Origin of the sequence: Sideroxyarcus emersonii (assembly GCF_021654335.1) — a bacterium.
GTDB classification, from domain to species: Bacteria; Pseudomonadota; Gammaproteobacteria; order Burkholderiales; family Gallionellaceae; genus Sideroxyarcus; species Sideroxyarcus emersonii.
Genome location: NZ_AP023423.1, coordinates 350,069 through 374,083, shown reverse-complemented (window position 1 = coordinate 374,083; position 24,015 = coordinate 350,069). Strand labels below are relative to the sequence as shown.

Below are 24,015 nucleotides of genomic sequence, written 5' to 3'. Positions count from 1 at the left end.
TGCAGATCAGGCGAACGGATCGACATTCCCGCATTGCCGAAAATCCTCGGCCTGAAGCGCTGCCGGCCAATGCGGCCGGACAGACCTTAATCCCGGTCGCCGCCGCGTCCTTCGCCCCTGCGTTCCTCACCCCCACGGCCTTCGCCCCGGTATCCTTCGTCGCCGCGCCCCTCGTCCCTGCGCCGATCGCCCCCACGATCTTCGTCGCGGTAATTGTCGCCACGCCCACGGTAACCGGGTTCGTACTCGGCAGACCTCACGAAATATACCGGCCGGTTGCAGGCATCGTATTCGCGGCAATGCCTGGCCCAGTTCCTCGCGTGGCCCGGTGGCACATTCAGGTAAATCGGCTCCATCGAATCGGCCTCCGGTTGCCGGACCGCGATCATCGGCTGCGCATACACCACCGGAGGTGGCGGTGCATTGCCGATCTGCACCCTGCCATAGACACCCGGACTGACCTCGCCGCCGACCGTAAGATTGATGTACGGAGTTTCTGCATGAACTGCCATAGCGCAAAACAGCAGGGATACAAATCCCGTTGCCTGAAGAGTCGTTTTCATGATGGTCCTTTCCCGAATTGCCGCAACGAAACTTTCGCCTCGGCGGTTGGTGACAGTTCCTGCGGAACATGGCGACATAGCCACCGCCTTGTTGCCGGCGGCTTCCTGCCAAATTCTAGTTTAACGAAGCCAAACTTGCCAGACTGCCCGCACGGGGCTGTCTCATACATATAGAGTGGGGGATGGTGTTTCGGAAGAACCCGCATAAATCCTTGGGTCATGAGGTTTCTCGAAGATTTCTGACACTATCTCAAATACTCACGAAACTGTGAGGTTTAGTGCGATTTTGTGATGTGAAATGCGACCAGGCAATGCTCTAGATGATCTGTGCAGACTGAACCGTCTTATCATTTAACTTGCCCATTTAGTGATACTCACAGCGATACTCACAAATTGCCTAGACAGGGTGAGTCAACCTGCGACAAAACGAGACAGCGCGAGACGCGCAAAATGGCTAAAAACCTTGCAAATACTGAATTCTGGAATGACAAAAGCCCGCTTTGGCGGGCTTTTGTCATTTGCATCTTGGTGGTGATAGGTGGACTTGAACCACCGACCCCAGCATTATGAGTGCTGTGCTCTAACCAACTGAGCTATATCACCGTATCCGGGCGCTGTTGACGGGTTATTCCCGCTTGGGCGCCTTGACGAAGGGCGGCATTTTGCTGATTTCACCCCCGCCTGTCAATTATTGCATGCCTCCACCTTGAGCTCGCTCTCGGGGAATTCCTGCTGCAAGGCATTGAGCTTGTCCGTCGTCCCCGAATCGAGATCCCGGATGAGGAATACGGTGTACTTGAGTTTGCTGGTACGCTCGCCCACTTTGGCAGTGCGCACATCCTTGGTATGCAACATGGCGATATATTTTTCCGCCGCATCCCTGGTCTTGAACACCCCCAGCGAGATTGCGTTCTGCCATTTCCCCTTTTCCTGCACCACGAAGTAATCCTTCACCCCGCGCTCTTTCAGTTGCGCGATCTTCTTTTCCACGCTGGCCCGCTTCTTCAACGGCGGGATGTATACCCAGTATCCGTGATTGCGTTCCACTGCGCGCCGGGTCAGATTGTCGCCCAGCTTGAGCACAGCCAGCGCCTGTTGTGCACGCGACAGATCGTCGCCGGAAAATTCGCCCCACTCCGCACATTTGGCGAGGTTAAGCGGTGCACTCGCCGCTACGGCAACCGGCGGGCGTAGCGGAGCGGATACCGCAACAGGCGAAGACGCCACCCCAGGAGAAGAGTGGGTGGCCGGGTGCGTGGCCGCCGGGGCGGGGACGCTAGCGGGTGCCGAGACCGGCGACAAGGTCAGGCTTAGGCCGGGGGTCTCGCTCTGCGCCGCTACGGCAGAAGCGGGCAGCGCATCGAGCAACCGGATCTTGTCCGGATGCAATGCTGCCTGCAGGGTTCCCGAGTCGGCATCCTCGGTCAGCAAATTGCCCCAGCGCATCCAGCCGAACAATGCCAGGTTGACCAGCAACAACAATCCCACGATCCACTTCGTCATGCTTCCGTTTCTCCAATGATCTGCAAACCTTGTAGCACCAGATTGTCCATCCGCTCCGCAGGCAGTCCCAGATGCGGCTGGACAACATCCGCCGCGCCGCCGCCGAGCAGGCAACGCACCGGACCGCCGCGCGCCTGCAGCAGCCCGAACTGATGCCGGACGGCACCGAGCGTGGCGCGCAGCATGCCGCTATGGATGGCATCGGCCGTATTACGGGGAAAGTCCTGCAGCATGCCCTGTTCAGCTGCAAGTTGGGCCGTATTCGTCGCCAGGCTGCGCTGCATCAGGCTGACGCCGGGCAAGATCAATCCGCCGAGGAACTCGCCCTGCGCGGAAAGCGCATCGATCGTTGTCGCTGTCCCGCAGTTCACCACCAGACAGGCGTCCTGCATGTGGTGCCTGGCAGCGATCAGCGCCGCCCAACGGTCGCTGCCCAGCCGCTCCGGCTGCTCATAACCGTTACGCACGCCGCATTGCCCGGCGCGGGCCGTCACGAATTCCACCGGACATGTCCACCGGTTACAGACGGTACGAATGCACTGCGCCATCGCCTCGCCTGCCACATTGGACGCCAGCACACGGGCCGGCGTCGGCAATGCCGCAAAGGCATGCTGCAAGACCACCCATTCGGTATTGCCCACCACGCCCTGATGCAGCCACTTCCCATCCCGCACCAGTGCCCATTTGCAGCGGCTGTTTCCCACGTCCAGCAATAGCACTTAAGCCTTCCTCAGGCTGACCTCGCCCGCATTGAACGTCTGCGTCCCCTGCGCCGTCTCCAGACGCAAAGCCCCTCCATCCGTGACACCCAGCACTGTGCCAGCCACCTGCGAACCGTCTGGCAGCCACAATACCACCGGGCGTTGTTGAAACACGTGACGGCTTTCCCATTCCGCCCGCAGCGGCGCAAAACCGCTCTCGGCGAACCCGCGCAATACCGACAGCAGATGTTTCAATAATACCGCAAGCACAAGGTTGCGCTCGGGCGGTGCCTTGTCCCGTTCAGCCAGATCGCTCACCGCCTGGTCGATGCGACCGCGCAACGCCTCCGGCACGACAAGATTGAGACCGATGCCGATCACTACCGCGCTGGGACCAAGCATATCGCCTTGCGCCTCGATCAATATGCCCGCCAGTTTGCCCTCGTTCAGCAACACATCGTTCGGCCATTTCAATCCGGCCTCCTGCACACCCAGCTCGGTCAAAGCACGCAGCATGGCAACGCCGACAGCCAGACTCAGGCCCGATAACGCGGCAAGCCCGCTCTCGAAACGCCACAGCAGGGAAAAAGTGAGCGCATCACCGAGGCCCGAATGCCATGTCCTGCCGAGACGGCCGCGCCCGGCAGTCTGGTATTCCACCGCCAGTACCGTGGCACTTGGCTCGCCTTGTGCGGCACGCCGCAGCAACAGCGCGTTGCTGGAGGCGGCATGATCGAGGATCTCGATATGCAGTTCGTCCTGCCTCTCCCCGAGCGCTGCGCGGATCAGCCCGGCATCCAGCCATTGCAGCTGGCGCGCCAGACGGTAACCGCGGCCGCGCACACTATACAAGGTCAGGCCGAATTTCCCGGCATCCTGCAAGGCATTGGACACCGTGGCCCGCGTGACGCCGCATTGCCGCGCCAACACTTCGCCGGAATGGAATTCGCCATCGGCCAGCAGGCGCAGCAACGCGAACGTCAGGGGTTTGGGCGATTCGGCTGCGTTCATTGCGGCATGTCGCTACCCGTGGCCGCCCTGTCGTAGCCGAGAAAACCGATGATCTCGTCGCGGCGCTTCATGGCATCCTGGTAACCCAGCTCGATCAACGCCTGGCAATAGTCCTTGTCGAACAGCAGATAACTCACCAGGTTGGCCCCGCTGCGGCGCATCACGCCCGCCGAGCGCAACAGCAGGCGGATGGGCCAGGGCAGGCGCGCGATATGCCGCTCGGCGATCCTTTCCAGAGGCTGGCTGGGGGTGATGACGAACACATCGATATGCCGCACGGCGGTGGCCGAACGCAACGACTCGGGGATCAGGCTGACGATGGTGTTCATGCGCTGCAAACGTTCCAGATCGAGCTCCAGCCCATCCATGAAGATGCTGTCCAGCGCATGGCCGGCGATCTGCGCCAGCGAGGGATAGGTATCCATGCGGTTGCGCCGCCCCTCCTCGTCGTCGGCATGCCAGGCGCCGATCAGCATCACCTTGTCCGCTCCCAGGTGCAGCGCGGAACCGATCGGCGCGATCTGGCGCACGGAACCGTCGCCGAAATATTCGCGGTGGATGTGCACTGCCGGGAAGATGAAAGGGATGGACGCGGACGCCAGCAGGTGCTCGATGCCGATCTTCGTTTCCACCCCGAGGCGGCGCGTCCGTTTCCATGGCTGCAGCCCCGGCACTCCCTGGTAGAACGTGACCGAATGTCCCGATCCGTAACCCGATGCGGTGACACTCAGGGCATGCAGGGCACCCGCGTCGATGCTTTCCTGGATCTTGTCGCACGGCAGCGTCCGCTCTAGGAATGCCGCCAGCGGCGCGTTGTCCAGCAGCGAGATACGGTTCATGCGATTGATCCCCAGCACGCTCAGGAACAGCCCGGCCAGCCAGCGTCCGCTGTTGGTCAGCACACCCAGCACGTCGGCACGGTAGATGTCGCTCACCTGCGCATGCCTCCAGATGCCGAGCAGGTATTTCACGCCCTTGCGGAATTGCCGCGCATTCACCGCCAGCGTCACCGCATTCAGCGCACCGGCCGAGGTTCCGCAGATGATCTGGAACGGGGACGGCGAACGCCGCGGCGTCAGGTCGGCGATGGCCTTGAGCACACCGACCTGGTAGGCCGCGCGGGCACCACCGCCGGTGAGGATGAGTGCGATCTTTTGCGGGGTCTGGACCATGCTCGCCCTTCGCGATCAGGCCTCATCCGGCTCCGCTTGGACCGCATCCAGCGCATCCTTCAGGGTCTCTTCGGGCAGCGCATTCAGGGTCTCGGACAGCATCTCTGCCGCCTCTACCGCATTGGGTTGCAGCAATGCAGCGTCCGCGTTGGCCACCAGCACGGCCGCCGCGCCCACCACCTTGAGCAGGCGTGCACGCTCGCCCATCAACATTTCGATCTCCTGGCTCAACAACTCGACTTCATGCTTGTTCATTACATCCTCCTAGTATTTCTTGACGCCGGCGACAGCCAGCGCACTCATGTTGACGATGCGGCGCACGGTGGCGGTCGAGGTCAGTATATGCACCGACCGGTTCGCCCCCAGCAGGATGGAACCGATGGTGATGCCCTCGCCGGCCGTGATCTTGAGCAGATTGTAGGCGATGTTCGCCGCATCCAGATTCGGCATGATCAGCAGGTTCGCCTCGCCCTTCAGGCGCGAGGCCGGGAAAGTCTGCAGGCGCAGGTTCTCCGACAGCGCCGCGTCGCCGTGCATCTCGCCTTCCACCTCAAGTTCGGGGGCAAGCTGCTCCAGCAGTTCGCGCGCGCGGCCCATCTTGTGCGCCGAGTCGTCCTTGTGGCTGCCGAAATTGGAATGCGACAGCAGCGCAGCCTTGGGCGTCAGGCCGAAGCGTCGCACTTCGGCCGCCGCCAGCAGGGTCATGGCGGCGATCTGCTCCGCGGTCGGATCCAGGTTCACATGCGTATCGCAGATGAACAGGGTATGGCCGGGCAGCATCAGGATGTTCATCGCCGCATACACATTGGCACCCGGATGCTTGCCGATGACCTCGTCGATATAGCGCAGATGGTTCAGCGGTTGCGACACCGTGCCGCACAGCATCGCATCGGCGGCGTCCATGCGCACCAACATCGCCGCGATCAGCGTGTTGTGGCTGCGCATGGCGCGCTTGGCCGCATCCGGCGTCACGCCCCGGCGCTGCATCAGGCGATGGTATTCGTTGCAATACTCGCGATAACGGCTGTCGCTTTCCGGATTCACCAGTTCGAAGTGCTCGCCTGCGCGGATACGCAGCCCCAGCCTGGCGATGCGCTGCTCGATCACCGTCGGCCGGCCGACCAGAATGGGGCTGGCAATGCCCTCGTCCACCACGGTCTGCACCGCATGCAGCACTCTTTCGTCCTCGCCCTCCGCATATACCAGGCGCTTCGGGTTCTTTTTCGCGAACTCGAACACCGGTTTCATCAGCATGTTCGAGTGGTAGAGGAATTGCGACAGCTGCTCGCGGTAGACCGCCATATCGGCGATGGGGCGCTGCGCCACCCCGCTATCCATCGCCGCCTGGGCGACGGCGGGCGCGATGCGCGTGATCAGGCGCGGATCGAAGGGTTTGGGAATCAGGTATTCGGTGCCGAAGGAGAGGCTCTCCTCGCCGTAGACTTCCGCCACCGCATCGGATTGCTCTGCCTGGGCCAGTTCCGCAATGGCATGCACCGCCGCGCGCTTCATCGCCTCATTGATGGTGGAGGCGCCGACATCCAGCGCGCCGCGGAAGATGTAGGGAAAGCACAGCGCGTTGTTCACCTGATTGGGATAGTCCGAACGGCCGGTCGCGATGATCGCGTCGGGGCGAGCCGCCTTTGCCAGCTCCGGCAGTATCTCCGGCGTCGGGTTGGCCAGCGCGAAGATCAGCGGCCTGGCCGCCATCTGCTCCACCATCTCCGGCTTCAGTACGCCGCCCGCCGACAACCCGAGGAACACATCCGCCCCGGCGATGACCTCGCCCAGCGTGCGCGCGGAAGTCTGTACCGCGTAGCGCGCCTTGTTGTCGTCCATCTCTTCGGTGCGGCCCTGGTACACCACCCCCTTGATATCGGTGACGACGATGTTCTCCATCCTCACCCCCAGGCTCACCAGCATGTCCAGGCAGGCCAGGGCCGCGGCACCCGCACCGCTCACCACCAGCCTGATCTCCCCGATCTTCTTGCCCACCACCTTGAGGCCGTTCAGCAGCGCGGCGCCGACGATGATGGACGTGCCGTGCTGGTCGTCGTGGAACACCGGGATGCGCATGCGTTCGCGCAGCTTGCGCTCGATGTAGAAACACTCCGGCGCCTTGATGTCTTCCAGATTGATGCCGCCGAAGGTCGGCTCCAGCGCGGCGATGATGTCCACCAGCTTGTCCGGATCGCGCTCGTCGATCTCCAGATCGAACACGTCGATGCCGGCGAACTTCTTGAACAGCACGCCCTTGCCTTCCATCACGGGCTTGGCCGCCAGCGGGCCGATCGCCCCCAGGCCCAGCACCGCCGTGCCGTTGCTGATGACGGCCACCAGGTTGCCGCGCGCGGTCATGTTGCGGACTTCGGCAGGGTCGGCCACGATGAGTTCGCAGGCGGCCGCCACGCCCGGCGAATACGCCAGCGCCAGATCGCGCTGCGTGATCATCGGCTTGGTGGGATGGACCGAGACCTTGCCTGCCGGAGCCTGGCGGTGATACTGCAGCGCAGCTTCGCGCAACTGTTTATCCATGGTGATCGCGACATCCGGTATGAATCTCGCGCCGATTATAGCTCAGCGTGCATCCCGTCCGCGCCGGACCTGCCCGCCGCCATCGCTACGGCACATCCGTCGACCCCTAGGGGAAACCCTCATTGATTCGCGCACTGTTGTACATTCGCCGCATTGGGAATCTAATCTGAAGTTCGTGAAGACCGATTTTGCTAGAATGCCGCCCCTTGTCGTTACAGACCATCGATAATCATGCGCCCAGTCACGCTCGCCGGAGGTGAAAACGCCGTGCTGCTGATCCACGGACTGCAGAGCAGTCCGGCCGAATTGCTGCCGCTGGCCAAACGCTTGCAGCAAGCCGGCTATACCGTGCATCTGCCGCACATCCCCGGCTACGGATTCGAACACGGCGATACGCCGCGTTCGGTCACGCACTGGCAGGACTGGCACGCCAAGGCCCTGCAAGAGTTCCGCGCACTGCAGCAACAATACAAGACCGTCTCCGTCGGCGGCCTGTGCATCGGCGGTACCCTGTCGCTCAGCATCGCGGCCGAATTGGGAGATGAAGTCACTGCATTGACGCTGCTGTCCACCACGCTGTGGTATGACGGCTGGGCCATGCCCTGGTACCGGCCTTTCCGCTATCTCGGCTACATCTGGCCGATCCGCTACTGGTACACCTATAAGGAACGCGAGCCCTTCGGCCTCAAGAACGAGCAATTGCGCCGCTGGGTCGCACGCGAAATGGCCCACAAGGATGCCTCCATGGTCGGCGCCAGCCGGCTGAACCTGCCCGCCATCCAGGAAGCCGAGCGCATGATCGCCGTGGTCAAGAAGACGATGTCGCGCATCACCGCCCCCGCCATCGTCATCCATGCCGTGGAGGACGAGGTCGCCTCCCCGCGCAGCGCACGCTACATCGCCCGGCACATCGGCTCCAGAACGGTGGAAAGCGTGATGCTGCACAACAGTTACCACATGATCACCGTGGACAACGACCGCGACCAGGTCGCCGCCGACACCATCCGTTTCTTCGACCATGCACGCTCCCTGCGCGCGCCAGGTTAAGATTCTGTGAAGAATTCGTATCTGCTATAATCCGCCATAATTTCAACAGGAAGCAAGCAACCATGAGTTCTCTGCAAACCATACAAAACATGATGGTCAAGCAATTCGACCTCAAGCTGGAAGATCTCAAGCCCGATGCCACCCTGGAAAGCCTGGGCCTGGACTCGCTGTCGGTGATCGAATTCACCTTCAACCTCGAAGACGAACTGAAGATCACCATGCCGGAGGAGCGCGTCGAACTCAAGACGCTGCAGGATGTGGTCAACCTGGTGGACAAGATCGTCGCCGAGCAGAAGGGCAAAGAGCAGTAACCTCCATGGCCAGGCGTGTCGTCATCACCGGATTGGGCGTCATCTCGCCAGTCGGCAAAAATCCCGCCGAATTCTTCGGCAACCTGATGGCCGGACGTTCCGGCATCAAGCGCCTGCAGACGGATTTCATCGAGCAGCTCTCCATCCGCATCGGCGCACCGGTCGAGGGCTTCGACCCCGCCGCCCACTTCAGCAAGATGCAGCTCAGCGGCATCGAGCGTTTCAGCCAGTTCGCGCTGGTCGCCGCCGAACAGGCCGTGCAGGATGCGCAACTCCAGCTCACCGAAGCCGAATACCCGCGTACCGGGGTCTGCATGGGCTCCTGCCTGGGCGGCGCCGGCACGCTGGAAGACGGCTATGTGGAAACACTGCTGGGCAATCCCCCGCGCGTCAAACCGCTCAGCGTACTGCTCAGCATGAACAATGCCGCAGCTTCGCACCTTTCCATCAAATATCGCCTGCAGGGTGCGAACATGACTTATGCCACCGCCTGCTCTTCCTCGGCCATCGCCGTGGGCGAGGCCTATCGCCAGATCAAACACGGCTATGCCGATGCGATGCTGGCCGGCGGTTCGGAAGCGATGCTCACGCTGGGCGCAATGAAAGCATGGGAGGCATTGCGCACCCTCGCGCAGGAAGACCCGGACGACGCGGGCGCCTCCTGCAAACCGTTCTCGAAGCACCGCAGCGGACTGGTGCTCGGCGAAGGCGCCGCCGTACTGGTGCTGGAAGATGCGGAGCGCGCGGTGAAACGCGGCGCGAGGATCTATGCGGAACTGGTCGGTTACGATTGCTCGTCCGATGCCAGCCACATCACCAAGCCCGATGCCGCCGGACAGTCGCGCACCATCCTCAACGCCCTGCGTGAAGCGCAGCTGCAGCCGCAGGACATCCACTACATCAACGCCCACGGTACCGCCACGCAGGCCGGCGACATCGAGGAGACCAGGGCCATCAAGCAGGTGTTCGGCACGCATGCGGCCAAGGTGCCGGTCAGCTCGACCAAATCCATGCACGGCCATCTGATGGGCGCCACCGGCGCGGTGGAATTCATGGCCGCCGTGCTGGCGCTGCACAACCAGGCCATCCCGCCCACCATCAACCTGCACGAACCCGATCCGGAATGCGACCTGGACTACGTACCCAACCAAGGTCGCAGCAACGTCAGGCTGGACGCCGTGATGTCCAACTCGTTCGCCTTCGGCGGCAGCAATGCCGTGCTGATCGCCAGGCGCTACAATGGTTAGCGGGCATTTACCGGCCCGCTAAGTCTCGCGCCTGCTGTTGCCGCCATCCAGCCGCAACGTAGCCAGCGTCCTCTTGCGCACCTCGTGCAGCAGGGCCACGTTCTCATCCAGCGACTCGCCATAGGAAGGAACCATCTCCTTCAGCCTGTGCTTCCATTCGGCCTCCTTCATGCGCGGCTTGAAACAGCGTTCGATCACTTCGATCATCGCCTGGACCGAGGTGGAAGCGCCCGGCGATGCGCCCAGCAGCGCTGCCAGCGTACCATCCCCGGCCGTCACGATCTCGGTGCCGAATTCCAGCCTGCCGCCTTTCTGGTCGCAGCCCTTGATGATCTGCACACGCTGGCCGGCCGAAGCCAGCTCCCAGTCTTCCTCTTTCGCATCCACATAAAAGCCGCGCAATATCCCCACGCGCTCCTTGTGCGAACGGAACGCCTCGGTGACGAGGTAGCGGGTAAGGTCGAAATTGTCGCGCGCGACCGACAGCATCGGCTTCAGGTTGCCCGGCTTGAGCGAAGTGAACAGGTCGAGCGCCGATCCCTCCTTGAGGAATTTGGTGGTGATGCTGGCGAACGGCCCGAACAGCAGCGCCGGCTCGCCGTCGATGATGCGCGCATCCAGATGCGGCACCGACATCGGCGGCGCACCCACGGCCGCTTTGCCATATACCTTGCTGCTGTGGCGTTTCACCACGTCCGGATTCTTGCAGATCAGCCATTGCCCGCTGACCGGGAACCCGCCGTAGCCGCGCGCCTCCGGCACCCCGGATTTCTGCAGCAGCGGCAGCGCGCCGCCGCCGGCACCGAGAAAGACGAACCCGGCATCGATGGTCCGGGTCTCTTTGCTGTGATTGTCCTTCACCCGCACATGCCAGCGCCCGTTTTCGTGCTGCTTCAGGCTGACGATGGTATGGCTCAGCTTCAGGTCGAAGGCGGCATGCCGGTTCAGCGATTTCACCAGGCCGCGCGTCAACATGCCGAAATCCACATCCGTGCCGTGCCGGACCCGCGTCGCCGCGACGACCTGTCCGGCATCGCGATGCTGCATCACCAGCGGCATCCACTTGCGCAGCACCGCATGATCTTCGCTGTATTCCATCTCCTCGAACAGGTGGTGCTTGTGCAATGCCGCATAGCGCTTGCGCAGGAACGCCACATCCTCCTCGCCCCAGACGAAGCTCTGGTGGCAGATCGGGTTGATGAATTTCTCCGGCGCCGGCAACACCGCCTGCTCGACCAGGTACGACCAGAATTGCAGCGAAACCTCGAATGCGGCATTGATCTCCAGCGCGCGGTCGATGCGGATGCTGCCATCGGCCATCTGCGGCGTGTAATTCAGTTCGCAATACCCGCCATGCCCGGTGCCCGCATTGTTCAGGCTATGCGTGCTCTCATGCGCCACCTTGCTCAGCCGCTCGACCATCACGATCTTCAGCGACGGGTCCAACTGCGACAGCAACGTCCCCAGCGTCGCGCTCATTACGCCCGCCCCGACCAACAACACATCTACTTTCTTGGCTGACATCTTCTATCCCTGGCCTAGTCTCATCCCGCGTGTTCCCTCCCCGGCGCGGGAAGGAAGCACATCCATGCTGCAAATTCTACCCGCTTAACCCGGCCAGCATCTTCTCCAGCCGTTTCACCGACACGATCACCGGCGTTTTCAGCTCCTGCGCGAACAGCGACACGCGCAGTTCCTGCAGCATCCAGCCGAAATCCTCCAGCCGCGCATCGGCTTCGCCATGCTGCGACGACAGCCGGCGCTGCCACTGCTGCAACAGGGGATTCATCTGCGCCATGTTCTGCGCATCGCGTGCCGGGTTGGTGCGCAGCTTCTCCAGCCGCACGTTGATCGCCTTCAGGTAACGCGGCATGTGCTGCATGCGCTCGTATGGCGTGCGGGCTATCCATTCCTTGCCCAGCAGCCATTCGCACTGGCTGCGGATGTCCTGTTGCACCTGCCCATGCGCCTTGAATCCGGGCAGCGCCTTTTGCAGCGTGTGGTATTCCGCCAGCACCGCGCCGACCAACCGTGCGATCTCCTGCGCCACCAGGTTCAGGCGCGCCTTGGCCTCCTTGCTGCGTGAGGCGAATTCCTTCTCGCTTTCCGGCCAGGGATCGTTCAGGCAGCAGCGATCGAAGGTCACCGCCAGGATCTGCCGCTGCAGGTCCTGCTGCGAGCCGAACGGCAGGAACTGCATCGCCATCGCCTGCAGGCTGGGCAGGTTCTTCTCCAGGTATTTCACCTGTTCTTTCAGCGCCAGCATGAACAGGCGGCGCAAGCCCAGGCGTTGTGCAGCTTGCGCTTCATCGCGCGTATCAAAACTCTGCAGCGTTACCGCGTCGCCCTCGTCCACCAGCGCGTTGAACACGGTAACGGTCTGTCCGGCCCGGCTCTCCTCGCGCGTCGGCTTGAAGTCGCCGAAGCGCCATTCGGTATAGCGTTCGCCGCTGCTCTTCTGTTGTGGCGCAGCATTCCGGGCAGTCTGCACTGGCGCAGCCACGGCCTGCTTCGGCGACCACTCGCCGCGCAATTGCGCAAAATTGCGCGACATGCCGAGCTGGCGCCCGTGCTCGTCTACCACACGGAAGTTCATCAGCAGGTGTGGCGGCAGCTGTTCCAGCCGGAACGCATCCAGCGGCACGTCGACCTGCTTCTGCTCGCGGATGTAACGCGCCAATGCCTGCAACAGCGGCGTATCGGAAACTTTCACTCCGGCGCAGAACGCCGCCGCAAATTCCGGCACCGGCACGCAATGGCGGCGCAGTTTCTGCGGCAGCGACTTCACCAGTTGCGCGACCTTCTCCGCCAGGATGCCCGGCACCAGCCATTCGCAACGCGCCGCCGACACCTGGTTCAGCAACGCCTGCGGCACGGTCAGCGTGACGCCGTCGTCGTTCTTGCCCGGCGCGAAGTTGTAGGCCAAGGCATAGCTCACGTTATTCATCAGCATCTGCGGCGGGAACTGCTCGGTGGTGATGCCGGCCGCCTCGTGCCGCATCAGGTCGTCTTTTTTCAGGTACAGCAGTTTCGGCTGCTCGCGCTCGACCTCCTTGCGCCAATGCTCGAATGCCGCGCCGTTATGGATGCCGGCCGGGATGCGCGCATCGTAGAACGCAAAGATCAGTTCGTCGTCCACCAGCACATCGGGGCGGCGCGCCTTGTGTTCCAGCGCCTCGATGTCGGCGATCAGCTTCTGGTTATAGGCGAAGAACGGTGCCTGCGTGTTGAACTCGCCGTTCACCAGCGCCTCGCGGATGAACACCTCGCGCGACTCCTCCGGGTTCATTGGTCCGTAGTGCACGCGCTTCTTCGGGTTGATCAGCAACCCGTACAGGGTGCTGCGCTCCCACGCCGCCACTTGCGCCGCCTTCTTCTCCCAGTGCGGCTCGAAATAGCTGCGCTTGATCAAATGGGCGCCGACCTCTTCCAGCCACTCCGGCTCGATGCGCGCGACGCAACGCGCGAACAGCTTGGTCGTCTCCACGATCTCGGCCGCCACTACCCATTTCGTGCCCTTCTTCGCCAACACCGAATTCGATGCAATGAAGAACTTGATCTCGCGCGGGCCGAGGTAATACGGCTCCTTGTCCACCCCCTTGCAGCCGATGTTGCCGAGCAGGCCGGTCAGCAACGCCTTGTGGATCTGCTCGTAGGTGGCGGGCTGTGAACTACTCCCGTCATTCCGGCGCAGGCCGGAATCCAGATGATTTTCAACATCCCCACGCAGTGGGGCAACGCTTGGATTTTGTCCGCTTCGCGGGATATTTTTTTCGGCTGGATTCCGGTCTGCGCCGGATTGACGGTCGATTCGGCTGTTCGGTTCGAACATCCCCATCTCCGACACCTGCGCATGCAATTGCTGGTGCAGCTCGTGCCACTCGCGCAGGCGCAGCGGCGACAGGAATTTCTCGCGGCACTCGTTCGCCCACAGCTTGTTGCTCTTCTTGTGCTTGATCGCTTCCTGGAACCAGGCCCACAGTTTGAGATAGGCAAGGAAATCGGAGCGCTCGTCGTTGAAGCGCTGGTGCGCCGCGTCCGCCGCCTCGCGCCGTTCGGCTGGGCGGTCGCGCGGATCCTGCAACGCCAGCGCGCTGGCGATGATGAGGATCTCGTTGAGGCAGTGAAATTGCCGTCCCGCCAGCAACAGCCTCGCCACCTTGGGATCGAGCGGCAGCTTGGCCAGTTCATGGCCGAGCGGCGTAAGCGTGCGCTTGTCGTCGATGGCATTGAGTTCCTGCAGCAACTGGTAGCCATCGGCGATCGCGCGCGAACCCGGCGGTTCGATGAACGGGAACGCCTCCACCTCGCCCAGGCCCAGCGCACTCATGCGCAGAATGACCGTGGCCAGCGACACGCGAAAAATCTCGGCGTCGGTGAATTCTGGGCGCTGCAGGAAATCCGCCTCGTCGTACAGGCGGATGCAGATGCCGCTCATCACGCGGCCGCAACGGCCGGCGCGCTGGTTGGCGGCGGCGCGCGAGATGTTCTCGATGCGCAGCTGCTCCACCTTCTGCCGCACGCTGTAGCGGTTGATGCGCGCCAGGCCGCTGTCGATCACGTAACCGATATTGGGCACGGTAAGCGAAGTCTCCGCCACGTTGGTCGCCAGCACCACACGGCGCATGCCGGAGGCGAGCTTGAACACGCGATCCTGCTCGGCGATGGACAGGCGCGAGAACAGCGGCAGGATCTCGATGCCCTTGTGCTGGTGCTTGCGCAGTGCCTCGGCAGTGTCGCGGATCTCCCGCTCGCCGGGCAGGAACACCAGCACGTCGCCCTTGAGGCCGCCGATGCTCAGTTCGTCCAGCGCACTACACACTGCCTGCGGTACATCCTGGGTGTCGCCCTCCTCGTTCTGCTGCGGCGGACGGTAGCGCACTTCGACCGGATAGGTGCGGCCGGAGACCTGCAGCACCGGCGCATTGCCGAAGTGCTTGGAAAAGCGCTCCGCATCCAGCGTGGCCGAGGTGATGATGAGCTTGAGATCGGGGCGGCGCGGCAGCAATTGGCGCAGGTAACCGAGCAGGAAATCGATGTTCAGCGAGCGCTCGTGCGCCTCGTCGATGATGATGGTGTCGTATTGACGGAGATTCGGGTCGTGGTGGATCTCGGCCAGCAGGATGCCGTCGGTCATCAGCTTGATGCAGGTGTCGGGCGACACCTTGTCGTTGAAGCGCACCTTGTAACCGACCAGACCGCCGAGCTCGGACTTCAGTTCATGCGCGATGCGCGCGCCGACCGAGCGTGCCGCCACGCGGCGCGGCTGGGTGTGGCCGATAACGCCGAGCACACCGCGCCCCAGGCTCAAACATATCTTGGGAAGCTGCGTGGTCTTGCCCGAGCCGGTCTCGCCGCAAACGATGACCACCTGGTGTTTTTCGATGGCCTGCGCCAACTCCTCGCGCCGCGCCACCACGGGCAGGTCGGCGGGGTATTCGATGGCGGAGAGTTGCTGGATACGCGCCAGACGGCGTTGGGCGAGGGGGGACAGGGCTGCATTCATGACGATGCGATTTTACCCGTTGCGGTTTCCGCCCGCACGAAAAGTGCCGCGGGCCAGACATAACGGCTGTTACGGCCTGACCAGACGGAACGTCACTCTGCCATTGCGATTCTCGCTCAGTTCCAGGCGATAACCGGTTTGCGCAGCCCAGCGGGCGACCTGATACAACCCGATACCCATGCCATCTTCGGACGGCACGATGGTGTTCAGCAGCTGATTGGCGATGCCGCCGGGGATGGCGCTGCCGCTGTCGCTGATGGTGAGGGAGAACGGCTCGGTTTCCAGCGTAACGACAACCGCGATGCCGGGTTCGCGCAGCCGCTTCTTGCAGGCGTTGTCGATCAGGTTGTCTGCCACACAGTCGAACAGCGGGGCCGGGATCGGTCGCCCGTCCACTGTCCGCGGGGCTTTCCACTCGATATCGCGGTACGGGTGGCGCTGGCGCAGGACCTCCCACCAGGTCGCCAGCGGCATTTCCACCACCTCGTCCTGCGTTTCCGGACTCTTGAGTTTGGCCAGCACGGCTTCGATGCGCTGCGTCAGCACGGGCAACTGGCGCTGCAGGATGGGCTGCGCCTTTTCCGGCTGATGCTGGGCGACCGATGTCAGCGCGAACAGGGATTGCAGCATGTTCTTCAGGTCATGGGTCAGTCGCGCCCCGGTCTCGTAGATGACCTGCTGGCGGGTGATCTCGCGCAGCGATTGCTCGCGTCGCTTGGCCTGGTAGAAGTGCCCCAGCAAGTGGGTGAGCAGGCGCACATGCAGCAACACGGTGGGCGAGACCGACTGATGGCTGAACAGGGTAAGATGCAAATCCTGGTCCGACATCTCGATGCGGTGCGGACTGGAGAGCCCCAGCGTCCCGTGCCCGTAATCCGACGACCAGGACAACCCAGAAATCCACGGCATCTCGACCAGGTATTCGGTCGCATGCACGAGAAATGCCTCCGGATTCTGCTCATGGTGCGCCACCGCCGCGAGCCGTTCCAGCCAGATCTCAAGCGGCGTGCCGATGTTCAGCAGGTAACGCGAAAACAGCGCCTGGAATCCGGAAAACCCCAGGCGCGGATTCCACAAAGCCCCCAGGGCCAGCAACATGACCGCGATGATGATCAAGGTCCGCAACAAGGCATCGAGGTAATCGAGGTGCCCCAAGGTCATGAAGGCGAGGCTGCCCAGCACCAGCAGAGTCAGCAGGGTGAACAGCAGCAGGATATAGATGAAGTCCACCGCCTGTTCGGTTTCCACCTGGTTCCACTCGAACGGGATGAAAGCCATGATGACCAGCAACAGCGGCAAGCCCACATTCATCAGGTTGGCCATCACCTCGCCCATGCCCTCGAGGTGGAACAGGTTCGGGGTGATGTACAGAATCAGGATGGCCAGCAAATAGGCCATCGTCAGCAGGTAGTACAAACGCTGCCAGCGGGCATGGAAAGAGAACACCCGCCCGCCCACCAGCGCGAACAGCACGCTGATCCAGAACGCCAGCACCCACCAGTTGAGCAGGAAGATGGTGGCCATGCTCATTGCGATGATGAAGACCGAACCGCCGGTGCGCAGCCTGCTCTCCCCGCGCCACAAGGGCTGCCAAAGCAGGAACAAACCCAGATGCATCAGCAGCAGCGGACGCATCCATAGACTTTCCGTTCCGAGCCAGAGCGCCAGATGCAAATCCACCAGCATGGCAAAAGACAGCCAGCGGCTGGAACGCATCAATTTTTCGGGCGAGAGCGTCAGCATTTCGTCATTCCTGTCAGAATTTCGTCAAATCAAAGCAAATCGACCCAAGTTTAACCCAGATTGACCCGAAACCTCCCGAAGCGCCGAAACGACAGCGCAAGCCGTGCGATTATTCATTTAAGATTCAATACATTCAGTCAATACAAAGAGATTCGGCCTGCCCCTTGCCCGCCGCATCGGCAGAATCGCCGCCCGCCCACCCGATCCGGTTTATATTTGGCATAAGTATTGCTACATATAGCGCGCAAGGCGTCAGCAAGCAAACACCGAACCATTTTGGGAGAAACAACATAATGAAACGCAACCAATCCGGCTTTACCTTAATCGAAATCGCCATCGTGCTGGTGATTATCGGCCTGCTGCTCGGCGGCGTGCTGAAGGGTCAAGAGCTCATCAACAGCGCCAAGGTGAAGAATCTGGCGACCGACTTCAGGAACATCCCTGTCTTCATCTACGGTTATCAGGATAAGTTCAAGGCACTGCCTGGCGACGATGCCGGTGTGGATGCACACCTCGGCGGTCAATGCCTAACTACCTCCTGTAAAGCTACAACGCCTGGAGTGGTTGGCAATGGACTGATCGAAGGTTCATGGGATTCGTATACAAAAACCGATGAATCCTACCTGTTCTGGCAGCATGTACGTCTGGCTGGTTTGACAACCGGTACCACCGTCATTCCAGGTGCGCCCGCGATTGGCGACGGATACAGGCCGGTCAATGCTGTGGGCGGCGAGATTGGCATTCAAAGCGGGACTTCTCTTGTTGCTTCGTCCCCCATGCTAGATCTAAACGGCGCAGCGATCCGCGGTACCTACATCATTTGCTCGCCCAACATCCTGGGCAAGTTTGCCAAGCAACTGGATATCCAGCTGGACGATGGCAACACCCAGACGGGTTCGATGATGTCGTATGACGTAACCACCGGCGGCGCTTACGCCATAGGAAAAGCTGCAACAGCTACTGCCCAAATTAGTGATGCCGACATCGTTGTTGTCTGCATGGGCGTTTAACCGAACTCCGGCGTGACACCTCAAAGCCCGCTTCGGCGGGCTTTTTTCATGCCGTCATTTAGGCATCGATCATTTGCATGGTTGGGGCATCAGTAATGCCATGAACAACCAGAGGGCTGGGGCGAAGGCGCAGACGATCCGCATCAGCCATCGGCGACTTCCTGCGCAGCAGAGGGAGTGCCGGCAGAGTTCACGTCCCGCAAACTCTCAGCCCTGCCGCAACCGTTTCTCCGCAGCTTCCAGCGTCACCGGCTGGCCGAGCAGCACCAGCACGTCGCCGGCGCGCAGGACCATGTCTCCCGCCGGCTGGCTGCCTTCCACGTTATGGCGGCGCACGGCATTCACTTCGACACTGAGCTGGTCCAGCTTCATCTCCAGCAGGCGCCGGTCGACCGCGGCATCGCCCGGATTGAGCCGCACGGTCTGGAAGCGCGGCTGCTGATTCTCGCCATCTTCCGTCTCGGCTTCCTCCGGCGGCGGTGTCGTGCGGAAGTAGCCGCTGAACATGCTGTAGCGTTTTGCCCGCGTCTCCTGGATATGACGGATGACACGGCTGAGCGGTACGCCGGAAAGCAGCAGCGCCTGCGAGGCGAGCATGACGCTGCCCTCGGTGACTTCGGCCACCACTTCGGCGGCGCCCGCCTGTTTCAAGGCGGCGATATGCGTATCATCGGCGGTGCGCACCACCACCGGCAAGTCAGGGCGTGCAGCCTGTGTGTGGTGCAATATCTTGAGGGCGGAGTGCTTGTCGTCGTAAGTGATCGCCAGCGCCTTGGCGCGCATCAGGCCGGCGGCCTGCAATACCTCGAGCTTGCCGGCATCGCCGTAGACCACCTTCTCCCCCGCGGCCACGGCTTCGCGCACGCGCCGCGAATCGAGGTCCAGCGCGATGAAGCTGATGCCCTCTTCGGCCAGGAACCTGGCCAGCGCCTGGCCGCTGCGGCCGTAGCCGCAGATGATGATGTGTTGCTTGCTCGACATGCTGCTCACGGCGATCTGGTGCATCTGCATGGCGCGGTTCATCCACTCCTCCGGGGACAGACGGCGTACGATGACTTCGGCATGCTGGATCAGGAACGGCGCAATGAGCATGGAGATGAGCATGGCGGCCAGCACGTTCTGCATCACGTCGGCCGGCAGCAATTCGACTTCGCCCGCCAGCGTCAGCAGCACGAAACCGAATTCTCCCGCCTGCGCCAGGCCGATGCCGGTGCGCAACGCAGCGCCCCATTCGCCCGCGAATCCGCGCACCAGCAGCGCCACCACCGCCGCCTTGAACGGGATCAGGATGAGCAGCAGCAGCAGTATCCACCCCCATCCGGCGATCACCGCGTGCAGGTCGAGCAGCATGCCGATGGTGACGAAGAACAAGCCGAGCAGCACGTCGCGGAACGGCTTGATGTCCTCTTCCACTTGGTAGCGGTATTCGGTCTCGGAGATCAGCATGCCGGCGACGAACGCCCCCAGGGCGAGCGACAGTCCGCTCAGTTCGGTGAGCCAGGCCATGCCCAGCGTGAACAGCAGCACGTTGAGCATGAACAGTTCGGAGGATTTCTGCCCCGCCACCACATGGAACCAGGGGCGCAGCAGTTTCTGCCCGAACATCAGCAGCGCGGCAAGCAGTACCGCCGCCTTGAGCACGGCGATCGCGATGGTACCGCCGAGATGGGTGCCGCTTTCCGCCAGCGCGGGGATGATGATGATCAGCGGTACCACCGCCAGATCCTGGAACAGCAGCACGCCCATGATCTTCTGCCCGTGCGGCGCATTCAGTTCGGCCCGTTCGACCAGCATCTTGCTGACGATGGCGGTGGAAGACATCGCCAGAATGCCGCCCAGCGCGAGGCCGGCGCGCCAATCGATCTCGAAGAACAGCGACGAAAGCATCACCAGCACCATGGTCGCGGCGACCTGCGCCGTCCCCAGCCCGAACACCAGGCGCTGCATGGCGCGCAAACGGGCCAGGCTGAATTCGAGGCCGATGCTGAACATCAGGAACACCACGCCGAATTCGGCCAGATGGCGCGTCTCCGGCGCGTCCGGTATCCAGCCCAGCGCATGCGGCCCGATCATGATGCCGACCAGCAGGTAGCCGAGCATCGCTGGCAGTTTCAGAATGCGGCACAACACCACCACCCCGACCGCGACGGCCAGCAGAATGAGGATGAGATGGAGCGAATTGTTCATGGTTCGATGATGCCACAATTTCAAAAAAACGCCGCCCCCAAACAGCACTGTTATAATCTTGCACATGAACAAACCACTCTCCGCCGCGCCGCATGCGCTCGACCTCGCACGGCAGGTGCTCAGCATCGAAGCCGATGCCGTCCGCATGCTCACGCAGCGCATCGACGACAGCTTCCTGCATGCACTGAACCTCATCCTCGCCTGCAAGGGCAGGGTCATCGTCAGCGGCATGGGCAAGTCCGGGCATATCGCGCGCAAGATCGCCGCCACCATGTCCAGCACCGGCACGCCGGCCTATTTCGTGCATCCGGGCGAGGCCAGCCACGGCGACCTCGGCATGGTCACGGCGCAGGATGTGTTCATCGCGATCTCCTATTCCGGCGAGAGCGATGAGCTGCTCACCATCGTGCCTGCGGTCAAGCGCCAGGGCGCGCACCTGATCAGCCTGACCGGCAATCCGAAATCCAGCCTGGCGCTGGCGGCGGATGCCCACCTGGACGGTTCCGTGGCCCAGGAAGCCTGCCCGATGGGCCTGGCCCCCACCGCCAGCACCACCGCCGCGCTCGCACTGGGCGACGCGCTCGCCGTTGCCCTGCTCGACGCCAAGGGTTTCGGCGAAGAGGATTTCGCACGCTCGCATCCCGGCGGCAGCCTGGGCCGCCGCCTGCTCACCCACGTGAGCGATGTCATGCACACCAACGCCAGCATCCCGTCCGTGCACGAACAGGCCACCCTGGCCGATGCGGTGCTGGAGATCTCGCGCAAAGGCCTCGGCATGACCGCCATTGTCGACGACAGCAGACACCTGCTGGGCATCTACACCGACGGCGACCTGCGCCGCACGCTGGCCAGGAAAGTGGATTTCAGCACCACTCCCGTCCATGCCGCGATGTCGAAGAACCCGCGCAGCATCGGTCCCGATGCGCTGGCGGTCGACGCCGTGCAGATGATGGAGAAATACAACATCAGCCAGTTGCCGGTGGTGGATGAGCACAAAAAACTGGTCGGCGCGCTGAACATGCACGATCTGCTGAAGGCCAAGGTGATCTGATGTCGCTCGCGGAACGGATCAAACCCCTGCGCCTGGTTGCCTTCGACGTGGACGGCGTATTGACCGATGGCGGACTGTACCTTTCCGATTCGGGCGAGGAATTCAAGCGCTTCAACTCCCTCGACGGGCATGGCCTGAAGATGCTCAAGGCATCCGGCGTGGAGCTGGCCATCATCACCGGGCGCACTTCGAAGTGCGTTGAGTTGCGTGCCAGGAACCTCGGCATCTCGCGCCTGTATCAAGGCGTGGAAGACAAGCTGGCAACGATGCAGGCGCTGCTGGCGGAACTGAAGCTGGCACCGGAAGCCGCCGCCTTCATGGGCGACGACGTGGTCGACCTGCCGGTGATGCGCCGCGTCGGCCTGGCGCTGAGCGTCCCGGCGGCACCGCAGGTGGTGCGCGACCACGCGCATTACGTCAGCCTGCGCGAAGCGGGGCATGGTGCGGTGCGCGAAGTGTGCGAAATGATCCTCGGCGCACAGGGCACGCTGGAGGCGCAGCTCGCGCCCTACCTGAAGTGATGTTCGCATCCCGCTTCACGGACAAGGCACGCGCATGGCTACCGCTGTTGCCGTTGCTGTTGCTGCTGGCCGCCACCTACTGGCTCAACCAGCAGGTACAGCCGCTGGCGCCGCTGTCGAGCCAGCAACGTCACGACATCGATTACGCGGTCGACAATTTCACTGCCATAACGCTGAACCCGCAAGGCCAGCCGCGCTACACCCTGGCAGCGGAGAAGCTCTGGCACTACCCGGACGACGACAGCACGCATCTGCAAATGCCCAAAATCACCAGCCTGTATGCGAATCGCCCGCCCACGCTCACCACGGCGCAGACCGGCATGATCTCCAGCAAGGGGGATGACGTATACCTGTATGACGATGTAAACATCTTGCGTCCAGCCAGCGGAGACATCGGCGAACAGCGTTTCGTCACCGGCTACCTGCATGTCATCCCCGACCGCGACTGGGCGGAGACAAACCAGTCGATCGTGATGACCAGCCGGCACGACATCATCCGTGCGGTCGGCATGGAACTCGACAACAAAGCGCGCACAGTCAGACTGCTGTCCAACGTCAGGGCAAACCATGAACCGCTCCATCCATAAAGCTGTCTGTTTCGGCCTGCTGCTGCTGTGCTGCGATCCGCTGTTCGCCGAGAATGCGGATCGCAGCAAGCCGATCCATCTCGAATCGGATCGCGTCCTCATCGACGATGCAAAACAGATCAGCATATTCGAAGGCAAAGTGGAATTGACACAGGGCACACTGCACATCATGGCAGAGAAAATCGTGATGACTCAGGACAAACAAGGCAACAGGCATTGCACCGCGACCGGCAATCTTGCCAGCTTCCGCCAGAAACACGAAGGCACCGACGAATACATGGAAGGCTACGGCGAACGCATCGAATACGACACCCTCGCCGAGACAATCGATTTTTTTGGCCAGGCGAAAGTCAAACGAGCCCAGGACGAAGTGGAGGGCGACCATATCTCGTACAGCACCCGCACTGAAATATTCCAGGGCAGCAGCGATCCGGCCCACGCGGACTCCTCCGAAAAAGGCCGTGTGCATGCAGTAATCCAGCCCAAGAACAAAGAACCGGCAGCCACCGATACAGACCCAAAGAATGCGCCCCTCACCATCCAGTCCAGCCCGACTCTATCCAGGCCCAAGCCATGAGTGAACTCCGAACCGTCTCCCTGAAAAAACGTTACCGCGCCCGCACCGTGGTGCAGGATGTCTCGCTGTCCGTGAAGAGCGGCGAAGTGGTCGGCTTGCTGGGACCGAATGGCGCGGGCAAGACCACCAGCTTCTACATGATCGTCGGCCTGGTCGCGGCGGACGGCGGCGAGATTTTCGTCGACAGCCAGGACGTCACGCACCTGCCCATCCATCGCCGTGCCCGCCTCGGCCTGGCCTACCTGCCGCAGGAAGCCTCCATCTTCCGCCGCCTCAGCGTGAGCGACAACATCCGTGCCGTGCTGGAATTGCAGGGCTATGCGCCGGCCGAGCTGGACGCACGGCTGGAGGCGCTGCTGAACGACCTGCATATCACCCACATCCGCGACAACCAGGCCATCAGCCTGTCCGGCGGCGAGCGGCGGCGCGTGGAGATCGCCCGCGCGCTGGCGACCGATCCGCGCTTCATCCTGCTCGACGAGCCCTTCGCCGGCGTCGATCCCATCGCCGTGCTGGACATCCAGAAGATCATCCGCTTCCTCAAGGAGCGCAGCATCGGCGTGCTGATCACCGACCACAACGTGCGCGAGACGCTGGGCATCTGCGACCGCGCCTACATCATCAACGCCGGCTCGGTGATGGCGGAAGGCAAGCCTGACGAAATCATCTATAATGAAGGCGTGAGGAAGGTGTATCTGGGCGAGCACTTCAAGTTATAAGATCGCACCGCCCACATACCACAA

General features: G+C 62.3%; 20 protein-coding genes and 1 tRNA gene. 9 read left to right on the top strand and 12 right to left on the bottom strand.

Annotation, left to right across the window (positions count from 1 at the left end; genetic code table 11):
• Positions 1-86: 86 nt before the first annotated feature.
• From L6418_RS01755 to L6418_RS01720, 8 genes are all read right to left on the bottom strand, one after another.
• A complete protein-coding gene (locus L6418_RS01755; RefSeq protein WP_237247764.1) occupies positions 87-512 on the bottom strand; it encodes a hypothetical protein in 426 nt (141 codons plus the stop codon).
• 577 nt (positions 513-1,089) lie between these two features.
• A tRNA-Met gene (locus tag L6418_RS01750) sits at positions 1,090-1,166 on the bottom strand.
• Between the two features lie 81 nt (positions 1,167-1,247).
• Positions 1,248-2,066 carry an SPOR domain-containing protein gene (locus L6418_RS01745; RefSeq protein WP_237247763.1) on the bottom strand — a complete coding sequence of 273 codons (819 nt, stop codon included), beginning with the start codon at positions 2,064-2,066 and terminating at the stop codon, positions 1,248-1,250.
• Positions 2,063-2,785 carry a type III pantothenate kinase gene (locus L6418_RS01740; protein WP_237247762.1) on the bottom strand — a complete coding sequence of 241 codons (723 nt, stop codon included), beginning with the start codon at positions 2,783-2,785 and terminating at the stop codon, positions 2,063-2,065. The genes L6418_RS01745 and L6418_RS01740 overlap by 4 nt, the downstream gene beginning before the upstream one ends.
• Positions 2,786-3,778, bottom strand: a complete 993-nt coding sequence (locus tag L6418_RS01735; protein ID WP_237247761.1) for a biotin--[acetyl-CoA-carboxylase] ligase — start codon at positions 3,776-3,778, stop codon at positions 2,786-2,788. It lies immediately after the preceding gene.
• Positions 3,775-4,950, bottom strand: a complete 1,176-nt coding sequence (locus L6418_RS01730; protein ID WP_237247760.1) for a patatin-like phospholipase family protein — start codon at positions 4,948-4,950, stop codon at positions 3,775-3,777. Before L6418_RS01730 ends, L6418_RS01735 begins: the two co-directional genes overlap by 4 nt.
• 15 nt (positions 4,951-4,965) lie before the next feature.
• Entirely contained in the window at positions 4,966-5,205 is a 240-nt protein-coding gene (locus L6418_RS01725; protein ID WP_237247759.1) for a hypothetical protein, read from the bottom strand.
• A gap of 9 nt (positions 5,206-5,214) precedes the next feature.
• On the bottom strand, positions 5,215-7,485 hold the full coding sequence (locus L6418_RS01720; RefSeq protein ID WP_237247758.1) for an NADP-dependent malic enzyme: 2,271 nt from the start codon (positions 7,483-7,485) through the stop codon (positions 5,215-5,217).
• 231 nt (positions 7,486-7,716) lie between these two features.
• On the opposite strand from L6418_RS01720, the gene L6418_RS01715 reads away from it, so the two are divergent.
• The 3 genes from L6418_RS01715 to L6418_RS01705 all read left to right on the top strand — a co-directional run bounded on the left by L6418_RS01715 (position 7,717) and on the right by L6418_RS01705 (position 10,090).
• Complete coding sequence (locus L6418_RS01715) at positions 7,717-8,532, top strand: carboxylesterase (RefSeq protein ID WP_237247757.1); 816 nt, start codon at positions 7,717-7,719, stop codon at positions 8,530-8,532.
• Between the two features lie 62 nt (positions 8,533-8,594).
• A complete protein-coding gene (locus L6418_RS01710) occupies positions 8,595-8,843 on the top strand; it encodes an acyl carrier protein (RefSeq protein WP_237247756.1) in 249 nt (82 codons plus the stop codon).
• A 5-nt stretch (positions 8,844-8,848) separates the two neighbouring features.
• Positions 8,849-10,090, top strand: a complete 1,242-nt coding sequence (locus tag L6418_RS01705) for a beta-ketoacyl synthase (protein WP_237247755.1) — start codon at positions 8,849-8,851, stop codon at positions 10,088-10,090.
• Between the two features lie 18 nt (positions 10,091-10,108).
• Here L6418_RS01705 and mqo read toward each other — a convergent pair whose 3' ends face one another.
• The 3 genes from mqo to L6418_RS01690 form a co-directional block, all read right to left on the bottom strand.
• Positions 10,109-11,614 (bottom strand): malate dehydrogenase (quinone), encoded by a 1,506-nt coding sequence (mqo, locus tag L6418_RS01700; RefSeq protein WP_237247754.1) that lies wholly within the window; start codon positions 11,612-11,614, stop codon positions 10,109-10,111.
• A gap of 76 nt (positions 11,615-11,690) precedes the next feature.
• Positions 11,691-15,596: an ATP-dependent RNA helicase HrpA gene (hrpA, locus tag L6418_RS01695; protein WP_237247753.1), complete on the bottom strand. Its 3,906-nt coding sequence runs from the start codon at positions 15,594-15,596 to the stop codon at positions 11,691-11,693.
• Between the two features lie 69 nt (positions 15,597-15,665).
• Positions 15,666-17,339: an ATP-binding protein gene (locus L6418_RS01690; protein WP_237247752.1), complete on the bottom strand. Its 1,674-nt coding sequence runs from the start codon at positions 17,337-17,339 to the stop codon at positions 15,666-15,668.
• A 293-nt stretch (positions 17,340-17,632) separates the two neighbouring features.
• Between L6418_RS01690 and L6418_RS01685 the strand changes: the two genes are divergently transcribed.
• Positions 17,633-18,349 (top strand): prepilin-type N-terminal cleavage/methylation domain-containing protein, encoded by a 717-nt coding sequence (locus tag L6418_RS01685; protein ID WP_237247751.1) that lies wholly within the window; start codon positions 17,633-17,635, stop codon positions 18,347-18,349.
• 207 nt (positions 18,350-18,556) lie between these two features.
• Here L6418_RS01685 and L6418_RS01680 read toward each other — a convergent pair whose 3' ends face one another.
• Positions 18,557-20,536 carry a monovalent cation:proton antiporter family protein gene (locus L6418_RS01680; RefSeq protein ID WP_237247750.1) on the bottom strand — a complete coding sequence of 660 codons (1,980 nt, stop codon included), beginning with the start codon at positions 20,534-20,536 and terminating at the stop codon, positions 18,557-18,559.
• Positions 20,537-20,600: 64 nt separating this feature from the next.
• On the opposite strand from L6418_RS01680, the gene L6418_RS01675 reads away from it, so the two are divergent.
• From L6418_RS01675 to lptB, 5 genes are read left to right on the top strand one after another with little or no spacing between them, the layout of a single operon-like run.
• Positions 20,601-21,587, top strand: coding sequence for an SIS domain-containing protein (locus L6418_RS01675; protein ID WP_237247749.1), 987 nt, complete (start codon positions 20,601-20,603; stop codon positions 21,585-21,587).
• Positions 21,587-22,108, top strand: a complete 522-nt coding sequence (locus L6418_RS01670; protein WP_237247748.1) for an HAD family hydrolase — start codon at positions 21,587-21,589, stop codon at positions 22,106-22,108. The genes L6418_RS01675 and L6418_RS01670 overlap by 1 nt, the downstream gene beginning before the upstream one ends.
• Positions 22,108-22,695 carry an LPS export ABC transporter periplasmic protein LptC gene (gene lptC, locus L6418_RS01665; RefSeq protein WP_237247747.1) on the top strand — a complete coding sequence of 196 codons (588 nt, stop codon included), beginning with the start codon at positions 22,108-22,110 and terminating at the stop codon, positions 22,693-22,695. The genes L6418_RS01670 and lptC overlap by 1 nt, the downstream gene beginning before the upstream one ends.
• Positions 22,676-23,272: a lipopolysaccharide transport periplasmic protein LptA gene (gene lptA / locus L6418_RS01660; protein WP_237247746.1), complete on the top strand. Its 597-nt coding sequence runs from the start codon at positions 22,676-22,678 to the stop codon at positions 23,270-23,272. Before lptC ends, lptA begins: the two co-directional genes overlap by 20 nt.
• Entirely contained in the window at positions 23,269-23,991 is a 723-nt protein-coding gene (lptB, locus tag L6418_RS01655; protein ID WP_237247745.1) for an LPS export ABC transporter ATP-binding protein, read from the top strand. The genes lptA and lptB overlap by 4 nt, the downstream gene beginning before the upstream one ends.
• The last annotated feature ends 24 nt before the right edge of the window (positions 23,992-24,015 follow it).